The organism is Leucobacter fengyongliangi, assembly GCF_050971685.1.
Taxonomy (GTDB): Bacteria; Actinomycetota; Actinomycetes; order Actinomycetales; family Microbacteriaceae; genus Leucobacter.
This window is the reverse complement of record NZ_JBPCEU010000002.1, coordinates 148065-170505: the sequence shown is the minus strand read 5'-3', so window position 1 is coordinate 170505 and position 22441 is coordinate 148065. Positions and strand designations below refer to the sequence as shown.

The following is a 22441-nucleotide window of genomic DNA, read 5'->3' as shown; positions in this document are numbered from 1 at the left end:
TTTATACCGTCACGTTGAAAGTGTTTCGACGTGAATTCTTCAATGTCCTACACGGGTGCGGGCACCGCGCGATTCTCACGCGCAACGCCCGGTAGTTTCTCGATCAATCGCTTCCAATCGACGGAGTAGATCGCCACACCGACACCGAATGCAAAAGCCTGCACAAGTGTCTGTGCCGCGGAGGTCACGCCCAGCGCCAGGGTGAACTGGTTGAGCTGAGTGAGGAAGAGCGCTGCAAGTGAGGTCGCGACAGGGAATCCCTTACCGCCGCTCAATGCCGTACCGGCGAGCACCACCACCGCGACTGAGGGTAAGAGATAGCTGTTTCCGAGGTACGCCGTCGGCTGCGCCACAATCCCTACGAGAAGCGTGCCTGCGACTGCATAGAGCAATTGCGCGCCAACGTACGCAGCCCCCTTGTAGACTCGCGTTTGCACCCCAGCAGCCTTCATCACGCTGCTGCTTGCACCGACGGCCTCGAACCGCCGACCCGCAGCAGTCTTCTTGAGCACAAGCCCGACCAGCGCAACCACGAGAATCGCAACAATTGCCGAGTTGGGGATACCGAGTACCGAACTGTTGGTGAACGCAGAAATGCTACCGCTTGAGCTCCGAGGCACCCCGCCAGAGACTCCCAAAATGATTCCCATTAGCAGTGCATTTGTACCCAGTGTCGCAATGATCGCGCTGAGGTTCAGCCACCCAATGAGCAGAGCGTTGAGCAGCCCCGCCCCAATGGCACATAAGAACGCGACTCCGATTGCGAGTGGAATCTTGCTGTCGTCGCCATATGAAATGTAGGCAATGAGCACAACGGACAAGGAAATGGAGCCGGGAGCTGACAAATCAAATCCGGCTTGCTGAACAACCAGCATCTGTCCCAACCCAACGACTGCCAGCACTGCCGCGAACGGCAACATTCCTGCAACCGCACCCGACGACAAACTCGATGGTGCCCAGATAAGGCTGGCAAGCAAGAGCAGGGCTATTGCGCCGAGAGTCGTATAGAACCCTCTGCGATTCGCTGCGCGAGATCCAACTGGCAACGACGAACTCAACTCAACATTCATGATGTAGTTCCTCAAAATCATTTCGGACTGGTGAGAGCGCCGCGGGTGTAACTCCCGACCGTCGGCGAGTTATTTCAATCTGCGAACTCAGCTGAGAGCCCTCATGTGCGCGCGGCGCGCTGAAGGCTGGCTCGACGTAGCGCCCGGCCATTTCTGAATACGAGTCGCTCAACCTGTGAGCGCGTGGATTAGCTGTGTCGTAACGCCACCGACGGCACCGCGATTCGATAGGACGAGAATCCCGACGCTGTCTCCTCATTCATCAGCGCAATGTATTCGCGAAGGGCGCCTGTGAAGTAGCTCGCCGTTCGTGACTTCTTCTTCCCCGGGATATTTGCCCCGAAGATCCACGAAGAGGTTTCAAGGAAGAGAGACCCTTCGAGCAGGTCCAAGCAACGCTGCAGCCACTCCTCTTCCGCCTCGGCGGTGAGTTCGATCGACGAACCTCCGTGCTCCGTCAGGTTCTGGAGTGCACGGGTAATGAAGCGCACCTGCAGGCCGATTGCCATCGGGAGGTTCACAAAGGGGCCGAGCGGCCCAAGGACCATGAACATGTTCGGGAATCCCGAAACAGAAACTCCAAACTGCGCTGCCGCGCCGTCTGCCCAGTGTTCGTTGAGAGCAACCCCATTTCGACCTCGAATGTCTAGCGACCGGTAGCTTCCCTCGATCGCGTCAAATCCGGTAGCGAGCACGAGCACGTCGAGATCGTGAAGGGCCCCGTCTTCCGTGATCACCCCGTCTGGGGTGAACTCGCGGATGGGGTTCTCACTGGTTCGCACAAGCGTGACATTCGGCTGATTGAAGATCTCGAAGTATCCCGAGTCACAGATCGGTCGGCGAGCAAAGATCTCGGTCGGGAGAAGCTTCCGCGCAGTCTCCGGATCTACGACGATCTCTTCAATCTTCCGCTTGATGAACCGGGCCGCCGCATCATTCGCCTCGGGATCGCCGAGTACGTCTGCGAAGGTTTCATGTGTGAAGGTAAAGTTTCCGCCCTTCCTCCACGCTGCTTCAAAAATGGCGTCGGCTTCTTCTGGTGAGAAATCGGCGTACTTGCGTGTCACCTCGTCCACATCAAAGCCAATTGCGCTCTGTTCCATCCGATCCCACAGCGCCTGGGGGTTCGCTTTAAAAGCGTGCAGTTCCTCGGTGGTGTACTGGCGGTTCCCGGCCGGAACACTGTACTGAGGAGTGCGCTGGAAGGACGTGAGGTGACCGACCGACTTGGCGAGCTGCGTCATCAGCTGCACGCCAGTGGACCCGTTGCCAATTACTCCTACCTTCTTGCCCGCCAGCTCAAGGTCAGCAGGCCAGTCAGCAGTGTGGACAATCTGCCCAGCGAACTTCTCAATACCGGGGATGTCAGGCACGTTCTTCTGCGACAGCAGCCCCAGCGCGGTGATGAGGAAACGCGAGCGAATGGTGCCGCGCGAAGTTTCTGAAACCCACTCCTCGTTCTCCTCGTCAAACGTTGAGCTCATGAGTTCGGTGCTCAGTGCGATGCGGTCTCGCAGATTCCAGAAGTCGACGGCCTTTTCGAGATACTCACGAATTTGAGGGGCCTGCACGTAGCGCGATTCGAAATCATTAATTTGGTAGAGATCATTTTCGAAGGGCAGCTGATACACGTGCGCCTGGGTATCGGACATTGCACCGGGGTAACGATTCCAGTACCAGGTACCACCAACGCCTGGCGCCTTGTCGATCACGATGGCTTCGAAACCGAGCTCTGCAGTCATTTTCCGCAGGCTCAGAATGCCTCCCAGACCTGCCCCGACAATGAGTACGTCAGTGCTCCGAGAACTTGTCAATTTCTCACTCCTTTGTGTGTCTCTTCGTTCGCAGTCTTGCGCCCGAGGAAAGAAATTATGAATGTATACTATCGCCTTTTTGACGCCTGTCTAGTGTCAATTTCCAAAAAATTTGTCACGATGTGACATGCATACATGCCAAACCTGACCACATGATGCCGCAACAATTTGGCCCGTGCCATCGTGGTTCGCATGACTATCCATAAGTGCGCTTATATTATTTAATTCGCGCTGAGTGCACTTTCCAGTACTTGAGGTTGCACACGCTTTTCATACGAGTACGGCGTTGGATCGAAGGCTCCGTTGAGCCGGCGAAAATGCGTCATGAAGTCGGGCCAAATGGTAGTGAGTCTCCCGTTTCTCGGATCGACGTACCAACTCTTGCACCCTCCTTGCGTCCACACCGTGTCTGACGCTTTGGCCTCGACCATTGCGACGAACTCCTCCTCGGCCTCACGACTCACTTCGATTCGCGAAGCACCGCGCTCGGTGAGCTCGCGAAGTGCACCAAGAATGTACTCGATCTGGCACTCGATGACGAAAATGATCGACCCCGCGCCGAGGCCAGAATTTGGTCCATTCATGATGAACAAGTTGGGGAATCCGTTGACGGTACTGCACGCATACGCTTGACCCCCACTCGCCCAGCGATCTGCAAGCAACTCGCCGTCAACGCCATACAACAGGTGCGAGATTGGGAGATCACTTGCTTCAAAACCGGTACTGACGATGAGCACGTCCAATTCCGTCCGCGTACCGTCGACGAGCACCACATCACTGCCTTCAATTCGATCAATACCCGTTGTCTCGAGAGCAACGTTTTCTCGAAGAAAGGTCGGGTAATACACGTTAGAGATCAGCAAACGTTTGCAGCCTAATTCATAGTCGGGAGTGAGCTTCTCTCGGAGCTCTCGATTTTCCACTTGCGCAGACAAATGATCGAGCGCGAGGTTGCGAACTCGATTGATGAACGTCTCGATGCCTTTTCGCTGGGGGAAACGGGCTTCATTCGCCCAAAAGAGCTCCTGCCGCACTTCCTGCATCAGCTCGGGCATCCGCTCAAACATTCGCTGTTCGGCCGCGGAGTACTCTCGATCCATCCGCGGAACCACGTATGGTGCGGATCGCTGGAAGACGGTGAGGTTGCCCGAGATCTTGGCAACCTCCGGGACGATCTGGATGGCTGACGCGCCCGTGCCGAGCACCCCAACTCGCTTACCCTCTAGATCCACATCGTGGTTCCAGCGAGCAGAGTGAAAGGTGGTTCCGGTGAAGTCGTGAATGCCCGGAATGTTCGGGAACTTGGGATCGGAGAGGTGTCCCGACGCCGCGATCAAAATCTCAGCGAGATAGTCGCCCTGCGATGTCTGTACCACCCACAGCTTCTCCTCCTCATTCCAGGTAGCCCGCTCAAGCGCGGTGTTGAAGCGAAGATGATTCGTGATTCCGCCGCGCTCAACACAATCCGCCATGTAGCCAAGAATTTCTGGTTGTGGCGCGTACACCCGACTCCAGTTCGGATTCGGCATGAATGAGTATGAGTACAGGTGCGACTGTATGTCGCACGCCGCTCCGGGGTACGTGTTATCTCTCCAGCTTCCCCCAAATGAACTTTCCCGTTCAATCAGCACAAAGGAAGATTCACCTTCCTGCTTCAGCTTGATTGCCATTCCGAGGCCGGAAAATCCGCTGCCCACGATCAGCACTCGAACCCGTTCAGCTTGGTTAGTCCCGTTCACGTCTCTCGCTCCATCTTTCATACAGGGGTAGTGTCAGGTGTCCGTCGCACTCAGGCGATCGTTCGTGAATACACGCTCCCTGGCGCGTACTCGTCGGGACGCTCGATGAATTGGTCGATCAGCGCGAAGAGCTCGGCCGGTCGCTCATGCACGACTGCATGACCCGCTGGAACCTCGGCGTATCGAGAGTTCTTAATGGCGCCGAATATCTCGCGTGAACGCCCCACTTGCACCATCTGGTCATGCGAGCACCCGATCACGAGTGTTGGAACGTCAACTACGCAAGCCTCTTGTTCAATGTCGATGCTCCGCAATAGCTGAATGAGTGGCTGAGGGTACGGGTTAACCGAGCCGCTGCGTTCAAGAAGCTCCTCATATTCATTCTGGGTGCGCCCGCTGATGTAGCTCGATGAGTAGCTCGCGAACTGGGTGAAACTCGGAACCAGGTCGGGGGCCGATTCGACAAGGCGATCGTATAGGTCGAGACGCTGCGCCTGATGGCGATCCGTCTTCATCCAACCAGCTATCGAGACCAGCTGATCTACCAGGCGCGGGTAGCGTGCCGCCGCTGCGATCGCGATGACCGCGCCGAGTGAGTACCCAACAAGTACGACCTTCTGCCCCGGGGAGGTCTCCTCGATCACAGAATGCACCTGCTCGACGTAGTCATCTACGGAGAGTGAAGCGTCGCTTGCAGGTTGACTGAGGTTGATGCCCACGACACGGTACTGGAATGCGAGCATGGGGAACAGTGCCCAGAAGTTCTTTTCGATAGTTGATCCAGTTCCATGAACCAGCACTATTGTTGCCTTTTCGGCACCGCTGATGCTGTCTAGAAACTTCACTGAAGATCCGTTGATGTCAATCTCACGTTCAATGAGGTTCGGATAGAGCTTCATTCGTACTCCCTTGAATTCGCGTCCGCTCGGTGACGCATCGTCGTTATTTTGCAATAGTCAACTATCAAATCCAGTCAAATTCGATCGAGAAGATATTCCAATGGATCATCAATCTCATATGCATATTGGACTCTCTGGCGAACTCCGATTCAAAAATAACGATAGCGCACATTCATAATGTAGTCACAAGATCTTCCTTTCGCAAGTGAACATCTCTCACATGAACCGCGGTGGGTTACTTCAGGCAAGGCAATACACCCGGAGCCTTGTCGGAAAGATGCGCACTTGCCGTGGTGGACTTAGCCTGTGGGGGGCCTGAATTCGGTTGCTACGCCGGAAAGCACGTCGCCATTGCGCGTTGGAGAGCTCGGGTGGTTTCAATAGCCATCCCGGTGTCGGGTGGAAGTCTCCGGTATTTTGCCGTGAAGATTCACCTGGGATTCTGATACTGAGACCCGATCTGTTGAGGCCTTAGTGGGCCTGGGCTTCCGTCCCGCCAGGCGGTCTACGTTTCACCATGATTTGCCCACCTCGGCTTGGGTTCGGTGACAACATGGTGACAACAATCTTCAAAGAACGGTGTGTATTCTGCGAAGCTCTGGACGCCCAAGATGAATCGCCGCAGGTTTGGTGCCGCATCTTTTCGAGTTGAAAGGATGGCATCATGCCAAAGAAAATCGATCCCGCGCTCCGCGAGCGCGCAGTCAGGCTCGTGCGTGAGCATCGCAGCGAATACCCGTCAAGCGCACGGCGGCGGCCTCGGCGTTGGCAGCCGCCGAGGCGGACCCCGTGATTTGGGTCGGCGGCACGGCGAACTCGTGCTCAGCGCCGAACAGGTTTCCGCGAAGCGTTCGAACCCGGCAGGCATGATTGGGCAGTGCACCATGAACCCGTCGGCCGTGCTCTCGGCGAAGAGCGCCTCGAGTTGGTCGGCTACCTCTACCGGATTGCCGAGTGCGAGCGGTACGCCCGAATTGGTCATCGAGCGCGCTGCATCGGCGAGCGTCGAACCTGTCTCGGCTGCCGACTCCTTAAGTAGCTGGATTAGGCCGATGGAGCCCTGTTCGGGAACCGGCAGATCTGCGACCGGCAGATTGAGTGGGTAGTCGCGCAGATTGATGCCGGTGAGCGAGGATGCGGAGTCGATCGCTTGGTCGAGATCCACCAGGTCATTGACGGCCTTCCAATCTGCGCGTGCCTGCTCGGTGGACTCTGCCACTATGACCGTCACGGCGGGCACAACGAGCACCTTGCCGCCGCGTTCCGCCGCGGCCGCATCGGCCCGGATGGTCTGGGCGCTGGCCTTAAGCTGTTCGGCTGTGCGTGACATGATAAACACGACATCGGCGAACCGGGCTGCTAGCTTGCGGCCGGCGGGGGAGGCGCCGGCCTGGAGAATCACCGGCCGTCCCTGTGGGCTCTGTGCGACCGGCAGCGGACCGACGACCTGCACATGCGCGCCGGCGTACTCGAACTTGTCCAGTGCATCGGTGTCAACGAACCTACCGGTCTCCTTCTCGAGCAGCACCGCACTTTCCGGGGTGCTGCCCCAGAGCCGGGAGCACGCCTCAAGCATCTCGGTCGCGCGGGCGTATCGATCCTCACGACTCGGCAATTCGCGACCATACTTCTGCGCTTCGCGCGGCGACTGCCCAGTTACTACGTTCCAAGCTATGCGGCCCTGACTGATCGAATCGAGAGTGCCCACCTGGCGTGCGATATTAAACGCGTCGTTCACCGACGAGTTCTGCGTGATGCCAATACCGAGGTTGCTCGTCTCGTGCGCAATGATCGAGGCCACCGGTACGAGATCGAGCAGGTGAAAGTGCCCGCGCTTCGCGTAGTCCGAATCGAACTCGGCACCGTCGGCGAAGAACACCGCGTCGAACTTCGCATCTTCGAGCACCTTCGCCCATTTGGCAAGCTGCGCGGCATTGAAGAACCCAAGCTCAGAATCGGGGTGACGCCACCCGCCCTGGTGATACGCGATGGGGCCGGCCGCGAACCAGCCAATGAGATGCATCTTTCGTGACATTGAAACAGCCTTTGCTAGCGAGAGTGTGTGCGAGGTAAGGAAAGGAAACGATGGGGTGTCAGGCCACGATCAGGCCGCTGCCCGAGTAAAAGACCCCGTCACGGTAGATCATCGCCGGATCCTCCGCTGCCTGTGCCGCGACGACTTCGCCGATAAAAACAGTATGAGTTCCGACATCATGTCGTTGACGGATGAGCAACTCGAACGTACCGCTCGCGCCGTGAATGAGCGGGCTGCCGGTCTGTCCGGGGCTCCACTCGATTCCGGCGAACTTGTCTCCGCCCGAACGTGCAAACTGTTTAACGATACGCAACTGCGTCGAAGCAAGGATGTTGATGGCGCAGCTCTCGGCTGCCGCCAACCATTCGTACGTTGCGGATCCACGGTTCACCGCAACGAGTACGTGCGGCGGATCGAGTGAAACGCTCGAGAACGCGTTCACGGCGAGCCCGGTAGGCGATCCGTCAGGTCGCGCGACCGTGACCACGGTTACCCCGGTCGGGTAGTTGCGGTGCACTTGCTTGATGACATCCGTCAGATCAACGGCGACGGCAGGTGCTGGGGGCGAGAGATATGCAGTGGGCATGATCGAAACTCCTCGTCGAATTTGGTAACGTGTGCCTTCACTTGCCAGCTCAGGGCGGCATGCAGGTCTGACGCTGGTACCTCATCATTCTTTAGGCTGTTACTGCGCACCGATGTGCCGACCGGGCAGCACAGTTGACCTTGGCTGCATTCCGAATCGGGCAATTGAAGATTCCGTTCCCCTGGCGTGTGCAGGTAGCTGGGAATGTGAATGGTTCACGGTCCTGTGTTTCGGAGTTCTCGGGTGGCCGTAGGCGCTGTCGGCTTCGGGGTCCTCCGATAGTTCCGGCATGCCTAGCCTTCTGGGCTCTCCTCAAGACTTAACCGCGTCTTGAAGCCACGTTTCCACTCGGGGCTGACATGCTGCGAGTCTTCAGCGAGAGCCCGTAGCATCGAATCATGAGCGACCCGACTGCGGATGACTACGAGCGGGCGAACCGCATCGGTCGACCCATCGGCCGCTTCATGGCAAAGTGGCGAGGGCGGATCCGCGAGAACCCCTGGCTCAACGTCGTCTATCGCGTGCTCATCACGCTCATCGGGGCCGCTGTAATCATCATCGGGCTCATTCTGGTGCCGCTGCCCGGCCCCGGGTGGCTAATCGTGTTTGTGGGGCTCACGATCCTGGGTTCAGAGTTTCACTGGGCGAGGCGCTTCACCAGCTGGCTGCGCATGCAGCTCGCCAAGTTTTGGGCATGGTGGAAGGCGCGTCGTGCTCGCCGCGATGCTTCGGGTGAAGACCTCGGCAAATGAAGAAGTCCCGGTTGGCCAACGCCAACCGGGACTTCTTGATCCACTGATTACTTAATAATCGGGAAGTTAAACACGAACTCGGGGTGACCGCCCTTGCGGTACGCATCGGGTGCCTTCGCGGCCGCCATGATGTGGAAGACAAAGAGCACGACCGAAGCGATCCAAATGAGCAGGCCCAGGATCCATCCGATGTAAGGGATCATGCCGATAATCCAGCCAACGACCACCACGCCGGTGCGAATCAGCGAAAAGTTAAAGTTTGCGACGTGGAACTCATTCGCGCGCTGGTTGCCCTTGTCTTTCTCAATCATCCAGAAGATGAGCGCGGGGAGCCAGGTGAAAAACACCGACAGCCAGTAGTTCAGCGTGATGGTGTTGGCGGGGTCAGTCGCTGTCGCCTGCGGCTGCTGGTAGCCCTGCTGAGGCTGCTGCGGCTGCTGGTAGCCCTGCTGGGGCTGCTGCGGCTGCTGCGGCTGCTGGTAGCCCTGCTGGGGCTGCTGCGGCTGCTGGTAGGCGCCAGCCGGAGGCGCCTGGTACTGCGGGGCGGCTGGCGGCGGCACCGGCGCCGCGGGCTGCTCAGGTGCGGCAGCCTCGGGCTGAGCGGGAGTGGGCTGCGCGGCAGCTTCGCCGGCGGCGTGCTGGTCGGCGGCCTGGCCGTTGTTTTCTTCGGGGGGCAGCGTAGTCATTGAAGTCTCCTCAATGTGACATGTACGTAGTACACAAGCTACCGCAAGAACCGCGCGCCGCGGTAGAGCGATCAGAGGGTGTGTACAAATGTGTGGTGTGAAGTTGCGGCGCCGTGCCGAGAAGCCGTGCCTAGAAGAGATCGGGGCTCGGCGTCGCACCCTGCAGAATCGCGACGTCGGCGTGCCGGTCGAAGCGGTACCCGATGCCCCGCACGGTGCGCACGATGTCTTGGTACTGAGCCAGCTTCACCCGCAGCCGCCGCACGTGCACGTCAATGGTGCGCTCGCTCGGGATCTCGCTCTCTGCGGCATCGGCCCAGAGCGAAGTGATGAGCTCATCGCGGCTGACGGTGCGTCCCTCGCGCAGCACGAAGTACTGCAGGAGTTCGAATTCGCGGAAAGTGAGTGGTGCCGCCACGTTGTCGAGCAACACACGCTTGCGGGAGAGATCGATAGTGACTCCGCTGGCCGCGCGATCCTGACTCTCTTGAGCAGTCTGCTTCTGGCGAGCGATTGCGGCAGGGTCGCCGAGCGCCAGGCGCACCACGTCGACGTCGCGACCGCCCGCACCCTCGGGCGCCAGCGCTACCGCGGCGTACGTCTCAGCGGCGGGGGAGAGCTGCGCGACAAGCTCCTTGATCTGGGCGACGATGGCTCCGAGTTTTGGGTCTCCGTCTTCGATCTTGTCGTCGGAGAGGCCCACGTAGAGCGCGAATCCGCGCACCTCGGTGCCTTCGGGCACGCGGCGCTCGGGAACGGGTGCGAGATCGGCGACGAAGTCGGGGCGGGCCTGGTCGAGAGTCTGGGTCGTCATGATGAAGTCCTTACAGCGTTTGCCGCGAGATTCGGCGGCGGTGCGGCCGTCAGCCGCTGATGTGCGTGGCGAGCGCGGTTCGAGTCAGTCGAACCGGTACTCGGTGGATCGCGGCCGAAGCCGCGGCGGGCACCCAACCTCCGCAAAATGCGGGTAGGAGTGCGGGCGGGAAATCCTTGCTACATGCACATTCGACAGCGCATCGCACCACGGCGGCACATCATGCCAGCCTCCCCAAAGTTCACCTCAAGGGCGTACTGGGATGTCGTGATGCGAGTCATAACGCTCAGTTAACCAAATCATTGCCCGATGTGTCAACTCTGCGCCTCGCCTGCTCAGTCCGCAGTGCCGTACAGACGGTCGCCCGCATCGCCGAGACCCGGCACAATGTATGCCTGCTCGTTGAGGCCCTCATCCAGTGCGCCAAGCACGAGCGTGACCTGCCGGTCGCCAGCAGCCTCGCGGATCGCCTCGACACCCTCGGGGGTACCGAGCAGGCAGATCGCGGTGACGTCGTCGGCGCCCCGGTCGAACAGGAACTTGATGGCCGCCGCCAGCGATCCACCGGTCGCGAGCATCGGGTCAAGCACGAAGCACTGTCGGCCCGAGAGTGAGTCTGGCAAGCGCTCGGCGTACGTGACTGGCTGGAGGGTCTCCTCGTCGCGCACCATTCCAAGAAAGCCGACCTCCGCGGTCGGCACGAGCTTCACCATCCCCTCCAACATGCCGAGGCCGGCGCGAAGGATCGGTACGACGAGTGGGAGCGGATGCGTGAGTTGCACGCCCGTGGTGGTGGCGACCGGAGTCTCGATGGTGCAGGGCTCGACGCGAACCTCTCGGGTTGCCTCGTACGCGAGCAGCGTCATGAGCTCTTCGGTCAGCATGCGGAAGGTGGGTTGCGGGGTCTTCGCATCGCGCAGAACCGTAAGCTTGTGAGTGATCAGCGGGTGTTCCGCGATGACGAGACGCATGGCACAACCCTACCGAAGAAGGTCCGAGTGAACTCGATTCCGGTGAGCCCGGCCGAAGCCGCGCACATGGAACTCGCGCTTGAGCAGGCCGAGCTGGCGGCGGCGGAAGGCGAGATTCCGGTCGGCGCGGTTGTCATCGATTCGGAGGGCCTCGTGATCGGTGCTGGGCGCAATGCGCGCGAGGCAGGGCAAGACCCGACGGCTCACGCCGAGGTGCTCGCGATCCGTCAGGCTGCGGCCGCGCTTGGCGACCGTCATCTCGATGGGTGCACCCTCGTGGTGACGCTCGAGCCGTGCGTCATGTGCGCCGGGGTGATTCTCGCCGCCCGAGTGCCGCGCGTGGTATTCGGGGCTTGGGACGAAAAGGCGGGCGCCGTAGGCAGCGTGTACGACCTGCTGCGCGATGGACGCCTGCCGCATCCCGTGCCCGAGGTCGTCGCCGGTGTGCGCGCCGACGAGTGCGCACAGCTCCTTGCCGACTTCTTCGCAACACGCCGGTAGCGAGGCCCCGAACTCGGCGCTTCAGTCCTCGAGCGCGCGATAGAGAACCTCCGGGAGTAGCCCCGGCCAAAGCGAGCGGTTAGTCGCTCGACAGCATCACCACCGAACTCGTGGTGGGTTGAGTTGCGTTGGGGTCGATCCACACGTCTGGCTCGATGTAGATAATGCGGGCCGCTGGCACCGCCTCGCGCACGCGGCGCTCGGCGAGATTCACGATAACCGAGACTTCCTTCATCGTGCGATCGGCTGCGAGACTGACCTTCGCGCCGATCATGAACTCGTCGGGACCGACGTACAGGGTCTTCATGTGGATGATGCGGTCGACATCGCTGCTCGCGAGGAGGGCCGCCTCGATCTTCGCGACATCACCATCGCTGGCACCCTCGCCGACGAGCAGGCTCTTAACCTCCCAGCCGATCACCGCGGCAATGAGGATCAGCAGCACGCCAATCGCGATCGTTGCCGCGCCGTCAAACACACTGTTGCCGGTCAGCACGGTGAGGCCTACGCCAAAGAATGCGATGATGAGGCCCAGCAGGGCTCCGACATCCTCGAGCAGCACGACGGGAAGTTCGGGCGCCTTAGACTTCCGGATAAAGGCCATCCAGCTGGAGTTGCCCTTGTGCGGCCGGCTCTCTTTGATCGCGGTGCGTAGCGAGAAACTCTCGAGCACGATGGCGATCGTGAGCACGAGCAGCGGTAGCCACCAGAATTCAAGGGGATGCGGATCGCGAATCTTTGCGATCCCCTCGTACACTGAGAACACCCCGCCCATGGCAAAGAGCACAATCGCCACCACGAATGCGTACACGTAACGCACCCGCCCGTACCCGAACGGATGCTCCTTGTCGGCCTTTTGCTTTGCGCGCTTGCCGCCGAGGAGGAGAAGGAGCTGATTGGCGGCATCGGCGACCGAGTGCACGCTTTCTGCAAGCATCGAGGAGGAGCCGGAGAAGATCCACGCGATGAACTTCGTAATTGCGATGCCCGTGTTCGCGAGAAATGCCGCGATGATCGCTTTGCTTCCGCCGGTAGCGCTCATAGTAGATGGATCCCTTCGTCGCAATGCCTCCATCCTAGACTTGGTGAGTATGAGCAATACATCTGACAGTCAGGCACTCCCGCGCGTCGCGATGCTGGGGGTCGGATCCATGGGCGGAGCGATTCTCGCGGGCCTCCGAGGCCCGGGCGAGCACACCAGTGGCCCCATCACGGTGACGGTGAATTCGGTGGCCAGCGCCGCCGCGTTTGCGGATGCCGATGATGTCGTTGCGTATGCGGCTGAGGAGACAGCGGAAGCTAACCGCTGGGCTGTGCGCGGGGCCCAGCTCGTGATTCTGGCGGTGAAACCCTGGCTCATTCACGACGTTTTGCGCGAGGTCGCTGACGATCTCGAACCCGAGGCCATCGTGGTGAGCGTCGCCGCTGGCATCACCACCGCCAGCATGGAGGCCATCGTGCCCGCAACTGTGTCCGTGGTGCGCGCCATGCCCAACACGCCCGCAAATGTCGGCCGAGGGGTCACCGGGGTGGCGGGGGGTGCTTCAGCAAGCGCAGGCGCGGTTGATGTCGTGCGCCGACTTTTCCAGACCGTTGGAGCGGTCATCGTGCTGGGGGAGGAGCGTCTTGATGCACTCGGTGCGGTGTCGGGATCGGGCCCGGCGTACCTGTTTCTCTTCGTTGAGGAGTTTCAGGCTGCCGCCGAACGACTCGGTTTCTCGGCCGAGGAAGCCAAGGTGCTGGCGCAGGGCACCGTGATGGGTGCCACGGAGCTGCTGTCGCGATCCACTGAGAGCCCTGCCCAATTGCGCCGCAACGTCACGAGTCCGAACGGCACCACCGAGCGTGCAATCGAGGTGTTGCAAAGCGGCGAGTGGGGTGCGCTGTTCGACCGCGCCTTTGCCGCGGCAATGGCGCGATCTCGGGAGATCGCGCAGGGATAGACACCTACGCGATCGCCGCGAAGCGCTCGACGTCAGCTCCGGCACCCGACACGATGATGAGGTCGTGTGTCGAGATCACCGTGTCTTGCGTGGCGTGCGTGAAAGGCTGCCCTGGAGTCTTCACGCCGACCACCGTGATGCGATAGCGCGTGCGCACCCCGCTGGACTTGAGCGACAGGCCACGGATGGATCGCGGCGGGTACATCTTTGCGATGACGTAGTTGTCGTCGAACTGTATGAAGTCGAGCATGCTGCCGCTCAACAGGTGGGCAACGCGCTCGCCTGCCTCGCGCTCGGGATAGATCACGTGATTCACGCCGATGCGCTCGAGGATCTTGCCGTGCGACTGCGAGATCGCCTTGGCCCAGATCTGCGGCACCCCCAGGTCGACGAGGTTGGCGGCGATGAGCACGCTCGCCTCGATCGAGGCTCCAGTGGCCACGACCGCGATCTTGAAGTCCGCTGCACCGATCTGGCGCAGCGCCTCAATCGACTTGGCATCTGCTTGCACCGCGTGGGTGACTCGGTCAGACCACTTCTGCACGAGGGCAGCATCGGTATCGACCACGAGCACCTCGCGGTCTTGGCGGTCGAGTTGACCGGCGGTCGCGGCGCCGAAGCGGCCGAGCCCGATCACGATTACGGGTGCGTCAGAGCGGATGTCAACCAACGATCGGCCTTTCTTCGGGCAAGCGGAACATGCGGCGGCGACTGGTTGCCGCGATGGCGGCGGCGAGCGTCACCGTACCGACACGCCCCGCCCACATGGTGGCGGAGAGCACGTATTTTCCAGCATCCGGGAGCGCCTCGGAGACCCCCGTGGAGAGGCCACAGGTGCCAAATGCCGAGATCACCTCGAACAGCACGAGGTCGAGGGGGAGCTTGGTCATGTGCAAAATTGCGATCGATGCGGCTGCCACGATAGTGGATCCCCAGATCACGATCGAGACAGCAAGGCGGAGCACCTCGGTTGGGATCCGCCGCTCAAACGCCTGCATGTCTTGGTAGCCGCGAGCCTCGGCGTACGCCGCCAGGAAGAGCACGGCGATCGTGGTGACCTTGATGCCGCCGGCGGTGGAGGCCGATCCACCCCCGACAAACATGAGCATGTCCATCACCAGAAGGGTTGACCCGTTCATCTCGCTCGGATCCATGATGCCGAGTCCGCCCGAACGCGTCATGACTGAGGTGTAGCCAGCCGACATGATGGTCTGCCAGAAGCCCTGACTGCCGAGCGTTTGACTGTTGTTGTATTCGAGTGCGCCAATGCCGAGCCAACCGAGGAACACAAAGGCGATCGTCGTGGTGAGCGTGAGCTTTGCGTGGAGGCCGAGCCGCTTGTTGCGCTTCCATCCACGACCAGCGACCATGCGGTAGAGGGCGAAGATCACCGGGAACCCGATGCTTCCCAGAAATACCCCGACGGCGAGCACCGTCAGCAGGTAGAAATCGGTCGCGAACGGTTCGAGGCCGCTTTCGATGGGGACGAACCCGGTATTTGTGAAGGCTGAGGCGGCGAGGTAAAAGCCGTTCCACAGGGCAGAACCGAACCCGAACCCCTCCATCATCAGCCGGGGAACGATCAGCAGCGTGAGTGCCGCCTCGATCACGAGCAGGCTGACAGCAACCGCAGCGAGCAGGCCGCCGATATCGCCGAGACCCACGGCCTGACTCTCGCTGGTGCCCTTACTCGTGCGCGCCGGGTTCGTATCTGCCGCAGCGAGGAGCCGCTGGCGCAGACCGAGGCGACGGGTGACAGTGAGCCCGAGCATGCTCGCGAGGGTGAGAACCCCAATTCCGCCGATCTGGAACCCGGCGAGAATCACGATGTTTCCAAAGACAGACCAGTGCGTCGCCATGTTGACGGTGGTGAGGCCGGTCACGCAAATGGCAGAGACCGCGGTGAAGAGCGCATCGGCCAGCGGGGTGATTTCTCCTCGTGCGCTCGCGAACGGAAGGGAAAGGAGCGCCGTCCACAGCAGGATCAATGCCGTGAAGACGAGCAGGGCGAAGCGGGCAGGCGAGGATTCAATCAGGGCGTGCAGCCATGATTTCTGTGTCGATGGTGCCGAGGCTCGTCGAGCCCGCGTGAGCGCCCTCACACAACCTTCTTCCCGTAGTTCGCACCCGGTTTGGCGAGTTTGCCGCAGGCCGCAGCAACCGCACAGGTCATGCTACAACGCGGATCGCGTTTGCTCAGATACTCTTGTGGCTATGCCAGACATATTCGGGGTCATTGCGGACGCGACCAGGCGAGATATTTTGCAGGTACTCCTCGAACGGCATGTGCAGGATTCAGAGATCAGCGTCTCTGAAATCGTGACTCAGCTTGAGATGAGCCAGCCCACCGTCTCGAAACACCTCAAGGTGTTGCGAGAGGCGGAGCTGGTGTCGGTTCGGGAGGAGGGGCAGCATCGCTACTACTCGCTCAACCCCGAGCCGCTCGAGATGATCGAAGATTTCGTCATCCCGTTTCTTTCGGTGGGTTTTGACACTGAGGTGACCGTCGAATATGTGTCGGAGTCTGGCGAGATCATGACCGACCCTGAGGGGCGCTTCGGAGACGGTTATGGCGACGAAGCGCTTGAAGAGGAAGTGCTCCCCGACTCCACGGCCGCCGCGGCGGAGCGGATCGGGCGTGTCGCCGCGCGCGCCGAGCACCGCGTAAAAGAACTCGTAGCTCGCTTCAAACTGCGGGAATAGGGCGCTCGGGCGGGTCTTCTCGATCCACTTCAGAGTGCACGGTTCGCGCTCGCACCCCCGTCGCGGTATTATTGATGTTTTGTGGGCCACAAACTGGCGGCCCTATAGACGTTGTGAGGTTACCGTGGGTTCAGTCATCAAGAAGCGTCGCAAGCGCATGTCCAAGAAGAAGCACCGCAAGTTGCTTCGTAAGACGCGTCACCAGCGCCGCAACAAAAAGTAGTCAGCGCGCCTTACGGCGCGTTGGTGGCGGGCGTCGGGCTCTGCTCGGCGCCTTTGCTGTGCCCGAATGTTTTGCCGCGGCCTAGACTGGTTCCGTGTCGAAGCCCGTTGCCATCACGCTGCTCTCTAAGCCGGGGTGTCACCTGTGCGACGACGCGCGCGCAGTGATCACAGGCGTCTGTAGTGAACTCGCAGAGCGCGGCATCATTGCGACGCTTGACGAACGTGACATCCTGACTGACCCCGAGCTCGCGCGGCTGCACGCAGAAGACATTCCCGTGGTGCTCATCGGGGGCAGACGCCACGCGATCTGGCGCGTCGATCCGCAGAAGCTCACTCGGGCGGTCGAGCGTGCGTCGGGCTGGCGCGGCGTGTTCTCGCGTGCCACATAGAAATGTGGATCGCTCGGCGATCCACAAACACACCGTACCCGCACTACAACCCGAAGGAACCCCATGACCCTGCGCCACGTTGTCACCTGGAAGCTCAGCGGCGAGAGTCGGGAAGCGCGTGACGCGCAGGCCACCGAGATCATCGCGGCGCTGTCGCCACTCGCCGAGACCGTGCCGAGCGTGCGTGCCATCTCGGTGCACCGCAACGACCTGTTCGATGGTGACAACTGGGACGTGACGCTGATCGCCGACTTCGACGATGCCGAGGGGCTCGCCGCGTACGTGGTGCACCCCGAACACGTTGCGGCGGGTGCAGTCATCAAGCGGCACGCGGCGGGTCGCGTGGCTACCGACTTCACGGTGTAGTCGGTGGCACCCGCTCCGACGCGCTTCCCGGTCGCTGGTGACGTCGCGGCGCTCACCCTGCATGACGGCAAGCTGTGCGTGTTGCTCGTCGAGCGGAAGTTCGAGCCGTTCGTGGGGCAACTGGCGCTCCCCGGTGGATTCGTCGAGCCCGGGGAGATGATCGAGGATGCGGCACGGCGTGAACTCGCCGAGGAAACGGGCCTCACCGACACGCCCGGGATCTTCGTGCAGCTCGGGGCCTACGGGCTCGCCCATCGCGACCCACGCGGCGACACGCTGAGCGTCGTGTACCTCGCGATCTCGGAGGAGTTTGCCGAGGTGAGCGCCGGCGACGACGCGGCAACCGCCGATTGGTACCCGGTCTTTCTGGCACTTTCGCCCGGGCAGCTTGCCTTCGATCACGAGCGGATTCTGCGTGATGCACTCGCTCGGGCCGCTGAGCTGCTCGGCACCGGCGGATCCACTGCGGTTTTCAACCCTTCGTTCGTGCGCGACATGTGCGCCGCGCTCGCCACGCTGGTGACATAGGCGGTTCCGGTTCCGGCATACTCGGCCGCTCGGCGTCCTTGTTGCTCGGCTCCGCGGCCCTCCGGTGCCCCGGCACGGGCGTAAGTGGCGCTTTCGACCTGGTCGAAGCAGCCAATTGCGCCCTCCCAGGCTGAGGTGGATCCCTGTCTGGCGCGCGTGAACCGGGATACGCTCGGGGTGTCACACCTCGTGACCCTCACGGTGTGATCTCATCGAGCTCATTGATTCCGTGGCAGCGACGAACAGGGGTAGGCATGGCATTCACCATCACCGACGGCGGCATCGAAACGGCGCTTACCGAACGGCTCGGTCAGGAGCTGCCGGAGTTCGCCGCGTTTGTGCTGCTCGGTACTGACGAGGGGCGCGCCGCGCTGCGCGAGTACTATCGCCCGTTTCTCGAGATCGCGGCGACCACCGGCACCCCAATCGTGCTCGACACGCCCACCTGGCGCGCGAATCCAGACTGGGGGGCTGCGCTGGGGTACGACGCGCTGGGGCTCGCGCGGGTAAACACAGAGGCTGTCGCACTCACTCGTGAGTGCGCCCGCGAATTCGGTGCTGGTGCCACCGTGCAGATCGGGGGCTGCGTTGGTCCGCGCTTCGACGACTGGGTAGCCGAGCAGCGCATGGCGGCCGATGCGGCGGAGGTGTACCACGCGCCGCAGGTGCGAGCGCTCGCAGGGGCCAGGGTGGATCGCATCACCGCCGTCACTATGCAAGACGCTGCCGAGGCGACGGGTATCGTGCGGGCAGCCAGGACGCTCGGAGTGCCGGTCGTCGTGTCGTTCACGGTCGGCGCCAACGGGCGCCTGGCCGATGGGGCCACGCTGGGCGAGGCGATCCACTCGGTGGATATTGCGACGGGTGGCTACGCCGGTGGCTTTCTCGTGAATTGCGCCCACCCGAGTGAGGCGGTCAGAGCGATTGAGGTGACGTCGGGCTGGCAAGACGCGAGTTCCCTGCCACTGAGCGAGGTTCAGGCCGCTGATGGGGCGAAGACGCTGGCGGATCGCCTCGTCGGGTTCCGCCTCAACGCTGCGGTACACGGAGACGACGCGCCGGGGGATGCCCCCGAGGCGTTCGCGACCGGAGTTGCCAGTCTGCGAACGCTCGCGCCCGCAGCCCAGACGTTCGGTGGCTGTTGCGGCACCGATGCGCCACACATCGCGGCCCTGGCCGCTGCACTGAGCGCTAGGTCGGAGTGGCCGTGAGGCGGCGTTCGAGCTCGTCGAGAATGACATCGAGCCCGTAGCTGAACTCGTCGGTGAAGACGTAGTCTCGCCCGGAGGTGAGCGTCGTCACGAGCTCGGCGAGGTGCGGATATTGCTCGATCAGCGGCATGAACTCGTTAGCGAAGTCACCCGCAGACTCGCTCGCCGACGGGTCGAACGGCAGGCTCTGCTCGGTGAGGGCGAAGCCGTAGACGTAAGCGTCGATCGCTGAGAACGCGTGCGAGGCGAGCATCACGGAGAAGCCGCCCCGGCGAAGGCAACCGATCACCGCGTCGTGGTGGGTGAGGAGGGCGGGGCCCGGGTTGGCCCGAGATTCAATCAGTCCGAGCGCCCAGGGGTGAGCGGTGAGCACTGCCCTGGCCGAGGCGGCCCTTCTCACCATTCCCGCGCGCCAACTGTCTTCCGGCGTGGGCAGCTCGATCTGCGCAAAGACCCAGTCGACGAGGGCATCGAGGAGTTCGTCCTTGTTCGCGATGTGGTGGTAGAGCGACATCGCCTCGACGCCCAGCTCGCGACCCACGCGCCGCATGCTGACTCCGGTCAGGCCACCGCTGTCTGCGGCAGCGGCAGCGGCCTGCACGATGCTCGCTCTGCTGAGCGGTGTCCGTTGCTGCATTCTGCCTCCTTGCGTTCTTACGACTGTAAGGTTACAGTACTCCTGACGGCTTACAGGTGTAAGGAGAGAACATGCAGGCAGCAGTGGTGCGGCGGTACGGGGCGCCCGAGGTAGTCGAAATTGTGGATCAGCCCACGCCCGAGCCGAAGCGCGGCGAGGTGCTGGTGCGTGTCGAGGCGGTCGCCGTGACTGCGGCCGACGGACGTCTGCGGGCTGGGCGCTTCCCCCGCGGCTTCGGTGTGGTGGCGAAGCTCGGCTTCGGGTTCACTGGACCGCGCACGCACGTGCTCGGCATCGCCTACTCCGGCGTGATTGAGCGGGTGGGCGAAGTGGTCACCGGCTTCGCTCCAGGTGACGAGGTCGCCGGCATGAACGGGAAGACGCTCGGCATGCACGCCCAGGTTGCGGCGGTGCCGGTGGATCGCGTCGCTCTGAAGCCCGCTGGCCTTAGCCACGCAGACGCGGCCGGGGTGCTCTTTGGCGGCACCGCGGCGCTCTATTTCTTGCGGGATCGAGCTGGGCTGAGGCCGGGTCAGACCGTGATGGTCAACGGGGCCTCTGGTGCCGTGGGCAGCGCGGCGGTGCAGCTCGCGCGGCATTTTGGCGCCACTGTGACCGCCGTCACGAGCGCAGCGAATGCGGAACTCATGCGCCGAATTGGTGCTGAGTCGGTCATCGACTATTCCGTCACGCCGGTCGCCGAACTTGCGGCGCTTGGCCAGAGCTACGACGTGGTGTTCGACGCTGTCGGAAACATCGACCGCGAGTTGGGCCTCAGCCTGTTGGGCCCGGACGGCACGCTCGTGCTCGCAGCTGCTGACCTCGTCGACACGGTGCGTGCGCGCGGTCGAGTGGTCGCGGGCGTCGCGCCGGAGCGCCCCGCTGACTTCGCGGAGCTCATGCGTCTGGTTGTTGAAGGGCAGCTCGATCCACTGACCCGCAGCCTGGGTTCGCTCAACGCGCTCGTGGAAGCGCACCGCATTGTCGACTCGGGCCATAAGGTCGGCAACATCGTGGTGCTCCCGAACGCCTCCTAAGGCAGCAGGCGCGTCGGGCCGCGGAAGAGGTAGGCCCGCCGAGCTTGGAGCGACGATCATTTCTGATCGTCGCGCGAGGCGAGCCGAGGTCGTCTCGACCTCGGGGGGTCACCTTCTGTTTAGGGGAGCAACCGAGTTGGTCCCCTAAACAGGTAGGTGACCTCGCGGATCGACGACTGCTGCAGCAGCAGCATCAGCACCCGGCCGAGGCCCATGCCGAACCCGCCGTGCGGGGGCACCCCGTAGCGGAAGAAGTCGAGGTAGAACGACAGCTCCTCTGGATCCATCCCCTTCTCGATCGCCTGCGCCTCGAGCACGTCGATGCGGTGCTCGCGCTGCGCACCGGTTGAGATCTCGACACCGCGGTAGATGAGGTCGTAGCTCTTGGTGAGCTCGGCGTCACCCTCGTGACGCATGTGGTAGAACGGGCGGATCGACGAGGCGTAGTCTGTGAGGAACACGAAGTCGTGCCCGAATTTCTCCTTGGCATAGGCGGCAATCTGGCGCTCGCCCTCGGGGTCCATGTCTGCATCGGCGCGAGGCACCTCGTAGCCGCGCTCCTTCACGATCTCTTTCGCCTCGGCGAGCGGGATCCGCGGGAACGGGCGCGACGGCACCGCAACTTCAATGCCGAAGAGCTTGTGGATCGCCTCCCCGTGCTTCTCCTTCACCGCTGCGAGGCCGGCAACCATGAGCTCCTCGTGCAGCTCCATCACATCCTCGTGCGAGTCGATCCAGCTGAACTCGGTGTCGATCGAGGTGAACTCGGTTGCGTGGCGCGAGGTGAACGAGGGGTCGGCGCGGAAGGCCGGGCCCACCTCGAAGATGCCGCCGAAGCCTGCTGCCTGCGCCATCTGCTTGAAGAACTGGGGGCTCTGAGCAAGATAGGCGGTACGCTCGAAGTACTCGACCTCAAAGAGCTCGGCGCGCGACTCGGACGCACTCGCCATCAGCTTCGGGGTCTGGATCTCGATGAAGTCGCGCTCGATCCACACCTGGCGCAACGCGTTCAGGAACGTGGTCTGGATGCGGAAGATGAGGTTCTGCTCGGGGCGACGCAGGTCGAGGAAGCGCCAATCCATGCGCACGTCAAGGCCCGAGTCTTCGGCGACCGGGTTGTCGGGAAGTGCGCTCGCGATAACCTCTATGTCTTCGATCTGGATCTCGACACCGCCGAGCTTGACGCGCTCGTTGTGCTGCAACTCGCCCGTCACGGAGACGAAGGTGCCGTGGGTGAGGTCGCTGATGGTCTGAGTGCGGGGCACCAGGATGTCGGAGCGTGGGTTCTCGGGGTCGGTCTCGCGCAGCACGCCGCCGTTCACGAGCTGCACGGCGCCGCTCTCGTCGCGCAGCACGACGAACTGCACGTAGCGCTGGTCGCGCACCTTCTCGACCCATCCGGCCACTCGCACGGGGCCGTCGGTACGCGCGGCCAGGTCCTTGATCAATACACGCTCAGTCACCCGGCCAGTCTACCCGCGTCGGTGGTGCGGCGCTTCGCGCCGTGCGTCTCTGATTCCAGCCCCAGGGTGGAC

At 62.0% G+C, this 22441-nt stretch carries 24 protein-coding genes; 10 read left to right on the top strand and 14 right to left on the bottom strand.

The genetic code is table 11. The features are described 5' to 3' along the window. Nucleotides 1-47: 47 nt before the first annotated feature. From ACR0R4_RS02680 to ACR0R4_RS02655, 6 genes are all read right to left on the bottom strand, one after another. Nucleotides 48-1070 (bottom strand): ABC transporter permease, encoded by a 1023-nt coding sequence (locus ACR0R4_RS02680; protein WP_433645794.1) that lies wholly within the window; start codon nt 1068-1070, stop codon nt 48-50. A gap of 188 nt (nt 1071-1258) precedes the next feature. Further along, nucleotides 1259-2884 (bottom strand): flavin-containing monooxygenase, encoded by a 1626-nt coding sequence (locus tag ACR0R4_RS02675; RefSeq protein WP_433645793.1) that lies wholly within the window; start codon nt 2882-2884, stop codon nt 1259-1261. Nucleotides 2885-3105: 221 nt separating this feature from the next. Continuing rightward, nucleotides 3106-4623 (bottom strand): flavin-containing monooxygenase, encoded by a 1518-nt coding sequence (locus tag ACR0R4_RS02670; protein WP_433645792.1) that lies wholly within the window; start codon nt 4621-4623, stop codon nt 3106-3108. 50 nt (nt 4624-4673) lie between these two features. Continuing rightward, nucleotides 4674-5522 carry an alpha/beta fold hydrolase gene (locus tag ACR0R4_RS02665; RefSeq protein ID WP_433645791.1) on the bottom strand — a complete coding sequence of 283 codons (849 nt, stop codon included), beginning with the start codon at nt 5520-5522 and terminating at the stop codon, nt 4674-4676. A 739-nt stretch (nt 5523-6261) separates the two neighbouring features. Beyond that, the gene (locus ACR0R4_RS02660) at nt 6262-7545 is read right to left on the bottom strand and encodes an NtaA/DmoA family FMN-dependent monooxygenase (protein ID WP_433645841.1); all 1284 of its coding nucleotides are present in this window, start codon (nt 7543-7545) and stop codon (nt 6262-6264) included. A 70-nt stretch (nt 7546-7615) separates the two neighbouring features. After that, a complete protein-coding gene (locus ACR0R4_RS02655; RefSeq protein ID WP_433645790.1) occupies nt 7616-8143 on the bottom strand; it encodes a flavin reductase family protein in 528 nt (175 codons plus the stop codon). A gap of 398 nt (nt 8144-8541) precedes the next feature. Between ACR0R4_RS02655 and ACR0R4_RS02650 the strand changes: the two genes are divergently transcribed. Then, entirely contained in the window at nt 8542-8895 is a 354-nt protein-coding gene (locus ACR0R4_RS02650; RefSeq protein WP_433645789.1) for a TIGR02611 family protein, read from the top strand. 47 nt (nt 8896-8942) lie between these two features. Here ACR0R4_RS02650 and ACR0R4_RS02645 read toward each other — a convergent pair whose 3' ends face one another. The 3 genes from ACR0R4_RS02645 to upp form a co-directional block, all read right to left on the bottom strand. Beyond that, nucleotides 8943-9581 carry a magnetosome magnetite crystal formation protein family gene (locus ACR0R4_RS02645; RefSeq protein ID WP_433645788.1) on the bottom strand — a complete coding sequence of 213 codons (639 nt, stop codon included), beginning with the start codon at nt 9579-9581 and terminating at the stop codon, nt 8943-8945. Nucleotides 9582-9711: 130 nt separating this feature from the next. Then, a complete protein-coding gene (locus ACR0R4_RS02640; RefSeq protein ID WP_433645787.1) occupies nt 9712-10395 on the bottom strand; it encodes a winged helix-turn-helix domain-containing protein in 684 nt (227 codons plus the stop codon). Between the two features lie 335 nt (nt 10396-10730). Further along, nucleotides 10731-11366 (bottom strand): uracil phosphoribosyltransferase, encoded by a 636-nt coding sequence (gene upp, locus ACR0R4_RS02635; protein ID WP_433645786.1) that lies wholly within the window; start codon nt 11364-11366, stop codon nt 10731-10733. Between the two features lie 66 nt (nt 11367-11432). On the opposite strand from upp, the gene ACR0R4_RS02630 reads away from it, so the two are divergent. After that, nucleotides 11433-11867, top strand: a complete 435-nt coding sequence (locus ACR0R4_RS02630) for a nucleoside deaminase (protein ID WP_433645840.1) — start codon at nt 11433-11435, stop codon at nt 11865-11867. Nucleotides 11868-11946: 79 nt separating this feature from the next. On the opposite strand, the gene ACR0R4_RS02625 is transcribed toward ACR0R4_RS02630, so the two are convergent. Further along, nucleotides 11947-12909 carry a cation diffusion facilitator family transporter gene (locus tag ACR0R4_RS02625; RefSeq protein ID WP_433645785.1) on the bottom strand — a complete coding sequence of 321 codons (963 nt, stop codon included), beginning with the start codon at nt 12907-12909 and terminating at the stop codon, nt 11947-11949. 49 nt (nt 12910-12958) lie between these two features. Here ACR0R4_RS02625 and proC point away from each other — a divergent pair, with 49 nt between their 5' ends. After that, nucleotides 12959-13810, top strand: coding sequence for a pyrroline-5-carboxylate reductase (gene proC / locus ACR0R4_RS02620; protein WP_433645784.1), 852 nt, complete (start codon nt 12959-12961; stop codon nt 13808-13810). A 4-nt stretch (nt 13811-13814) separates the two neighbouring features. Here the strand turns inward: proC and ACR0R4_RS02615 are convergent, their stop codons facing one another. Continuing rightward, nucleotides 13815-14480, bottom strand: coding sequence for a potassium channel family protein (locus ACR0R4_RS02615; RefSeq protein WP_433645783.1), 666 nt, complete (start codon nt 14478-14480; stop codon nt 13815-13817). Beyond that, nucleotides 14473-15846 (bottom strand): TrkH family potassium uptake protein, encoded by a 1374-nt coding sequence (locus ACR0R4_RS02610; protein WP_433645839.1) that lies wholly within the window; start codon nt 15844-15846, stop codon nt 14473-14475. The genes ACR0R4_RS02615 and ACR0R4_RS02610 overlap by 8 nt, the downstream gene beginning before the upstream one ends. A gap of 178 nt (nt 15847-16024) precedes the next feature. Here ACR0R4_RS02610 and ACR0R4_RS02605 point away from each other — a divergent pair, with 178 nt between their 5' ends. From ACR0R4_RS02605 to ACR0R4_RS02580, 6 genes are all read left to right on the top strand, one after another. Next, nucleotides 16025-16513: an ArsR/SmtB family transcription factor gene (locus tag ACR0R4_RS02605; RefSeq protein WP_433645782.1), complete on the top strand. Its 489-nt coding sequence runs from the start codon at nt 16025-16027 to the stop codon at nt 16511-16513. Between the two features lie 124 nt (nt 16514-16637). Then, entirely contained in the window at nt 16638-16736 is a 99-nt protein-coding gene (locus tag ACR0R4_RS02600; protein ID WP_005504750.1) for a 30S ribosomal protein bS22, read from the top strand. A 94-nt stretch (nt 16737-16830) separates the two neighbouring features. Beyond that, on the top strand, nt 16831-17127 hold the full coding sequence (locus ACR0R4_RS02595; protein ID WP_433645781.1) for a glutaredoxin family protein: 297 nt from the start codon (nt 16831-16833) through the stop codon (nt 17125-17127). A 63-nt stretch (nt 17128-17190) separates the two neighbouring features. Further along, entirely contained in the window at nt 17191-17493 is a 303-nt protein-coding gene (locus ACR0R4_RS02590) for a Dabb family protein (RefSeq protein WP_433645780.1), read from the top strand. A 3-nt stretch (nt 17494-17496) separates the two neighbouring features. Then, the gene (locus tag ACR0R4_RS02585; protein WP_433645779.1) at nt 17497-18021 is read left to right on the top strand and encodes an NUDIX domain-containing protein; all 525 of its coding nucleotides are present in this window, start codon (nt 17497-17499) and stop codon (nt 18019-18021) included. Nucleotides 18022-18275: 254 nt separating this feature from the next. Continuing rightward, nucleotides 18276-19232: a homocysteine S-methyltransferase family protein gene (locus ACR0R4_RS02580; RefSeq protein WP_433645778.1), complete on the top strand. Its 957-nt coding sequence runs from the start codon at nt 18276-18278 to the stop codon at nt 19230-19232. Here ACR0R4_RS02580 and ACR0R4_RS02575 read toward each other — a convergent pair. After that, the gene (locus ACR0R4_RS02575; RefSeq protein WP_433645777.1) at nt 19213-19869 is read right to left on the bottom strand and encodes a TetR/AcrR family transcriptional regulator; all 657 of its coding nucleotides are present in this window, start codon (nt 19867-19869) and stop codon (nt 19213-19215) included. The genes ACR0R4_RS02580 and ACR0R4_RS02575 overlap by 20 nt on opposite strands. 71 nt (nt 19870-19940) lie before the next feature. On the opposite strand from ACR0R4_RS02575, the gene ACR0R4_RS02570 reads away from it, so the two are divergent. Then, nucleotides 19941-20906, top strand: a complete 966-nt coding sequence (locus tag ACR0R4_RS02570; protein ID WP_433645776.1) for an NAD(P)-dependent alcohol dehydrogenase — start codon at nt 19941-19943, stop codon at nt 20904-20906. Between the two features lie 119 nt (nt 20907-21025). On the opposite strand, the gene aspS is transcribed toward ACR0R4_RS02570, so the two are convergent. Then, nucleotides 21026-22369: an aspartate--tRNA(Asn) ligase gene (gene aspS, locus ACR0R4_RS02565; protein WP_433645775.1), complete on the bottom strand. Its 1344-nt coding sequence runs from the start codon at nt 22367-22369 to the stop codon at nt 21026-21028. Between the last annotated feature and the right edge of the window lie 72 nt (nt 22370-22441).

Excerpts from the sequence above, each read along its gene's own strand:
- ACR0R4_RS02680 (WP_433645794.1), bottom strand. The coding sequence starts at position 1,070 with ATGAATGTTGAGTTGAGTTCGTCGTTGCCAGTTGGATCTCGCGCAGCG.
- ACR0R4_RS02665 (WP_433645791.1), bottom strand. The coding sequence starts at position 5,522 with ATGAAGCTCTATCCGAACCTCATTGAACGTGAGATTGACATCAACGGA.
- ACR0R4_RS02660 (WP_433645841.1), bottom strand. The coding sequence starts at position 7,545 with ATGCATCTCATTGGCTGGTTCGCGGCCGGCCCCATCGCGTATCACCAG.
- ACR0R4_RS02655 (WP_433645790.1), bottom strand. The coding sequence starts at position 8,143 with ATGCCCACTGCATATCTCTCGCCCCCAGCACCTGCCGTCGCCGTTGAT.
- ACR0R4_RS02650 (WP_433645789.1), top strand. The coding sequence starts at position 8,542 with ATGAGCGACCCGACTGCGGATGACTACGAGCGGGCGAACCGCATCGGT.
- ACR0R4_RS02645 (WP_433645788.1), bottom strand. The coding sequence starts at position 9,581 with ATGACTACGCTGCCCCCCGAAGAAAACAACGGCCAGGCCGCCGACCAG.
- ACR0R4_RS02640 (WP_433645787.1), bottom strand. The coding sequence starts at position 10,395 with ATGACGACCCAGACTCTCGACCAGGCCCGCCCCGACTTCGTCGCCGAT.
- upp (WP_433645786.1), bottom strand. The coding sequence starts at position 11,366 with ATGCGTCTCGTCATCGCGGAACACCCGCTGATCACTCACAAGCTTACG.
- ACR0R4_RS02630 (WP_433645840.1), top strand. The coding sequence starts at position 11,433 with ATGGAACTCGCGCTTGAGCAGGCCGAGCTGGCGGCGGCGGAAGGCGAG.
- ACR0R4_RS02625 (WP_433645785.1), bottom strand. The coding sequence starts at position 12,909 with ATGAGCGCTACCGGCGGAAGCAAAGCGATCATCGCGGCATTTCTCGCG.
- proC (WP_433645784.1), top strand. The coding sequence starts at position 12,959 with ATGAGCAATACATCTGACAGTCAGGCACTCCCGCGCGTCGCGATGCTG.
- ACR0R4_RS02605 (WP_433645782.1), top strand. The coding sequence starts at position 16,025 with ATGCCAGACATATTCGGGGTCATTGCGGACGCGACCAGGCGAGATATT.
- ACR0R4_RS02590 (WP_433645780.1), top strand. The coding sequence starts at position 17,191 with ATGACCCTGCGCCACGTTGTCACCTGGAAGCTCAGCGGCGAGAGTCGG.
- ACR0R4_RS02580 (WP_433645778.1), top strand. The coding sequence starts at position 18,276 with ATGGCATTCACCATCACCGACGGCGGCATCGAAACGGCGCTTACCGAA.
- ACR0R4_RS02575 (WP_433645777.1), bottom strand. The coding sequence starts at position 19,869 with ATGCAGCAACGGACACCGCTCAGCAGAGCGAGCATCGTGCAGGCCGCT.
- ACR0R4_RS02570 (WP_433645776.1), top strand. The coding sequence starts at position 19,941 with ATGCAGGCAGCAGTGGTGCGGCGGTACGGGGCGCCCGAGGTAGTCGAA.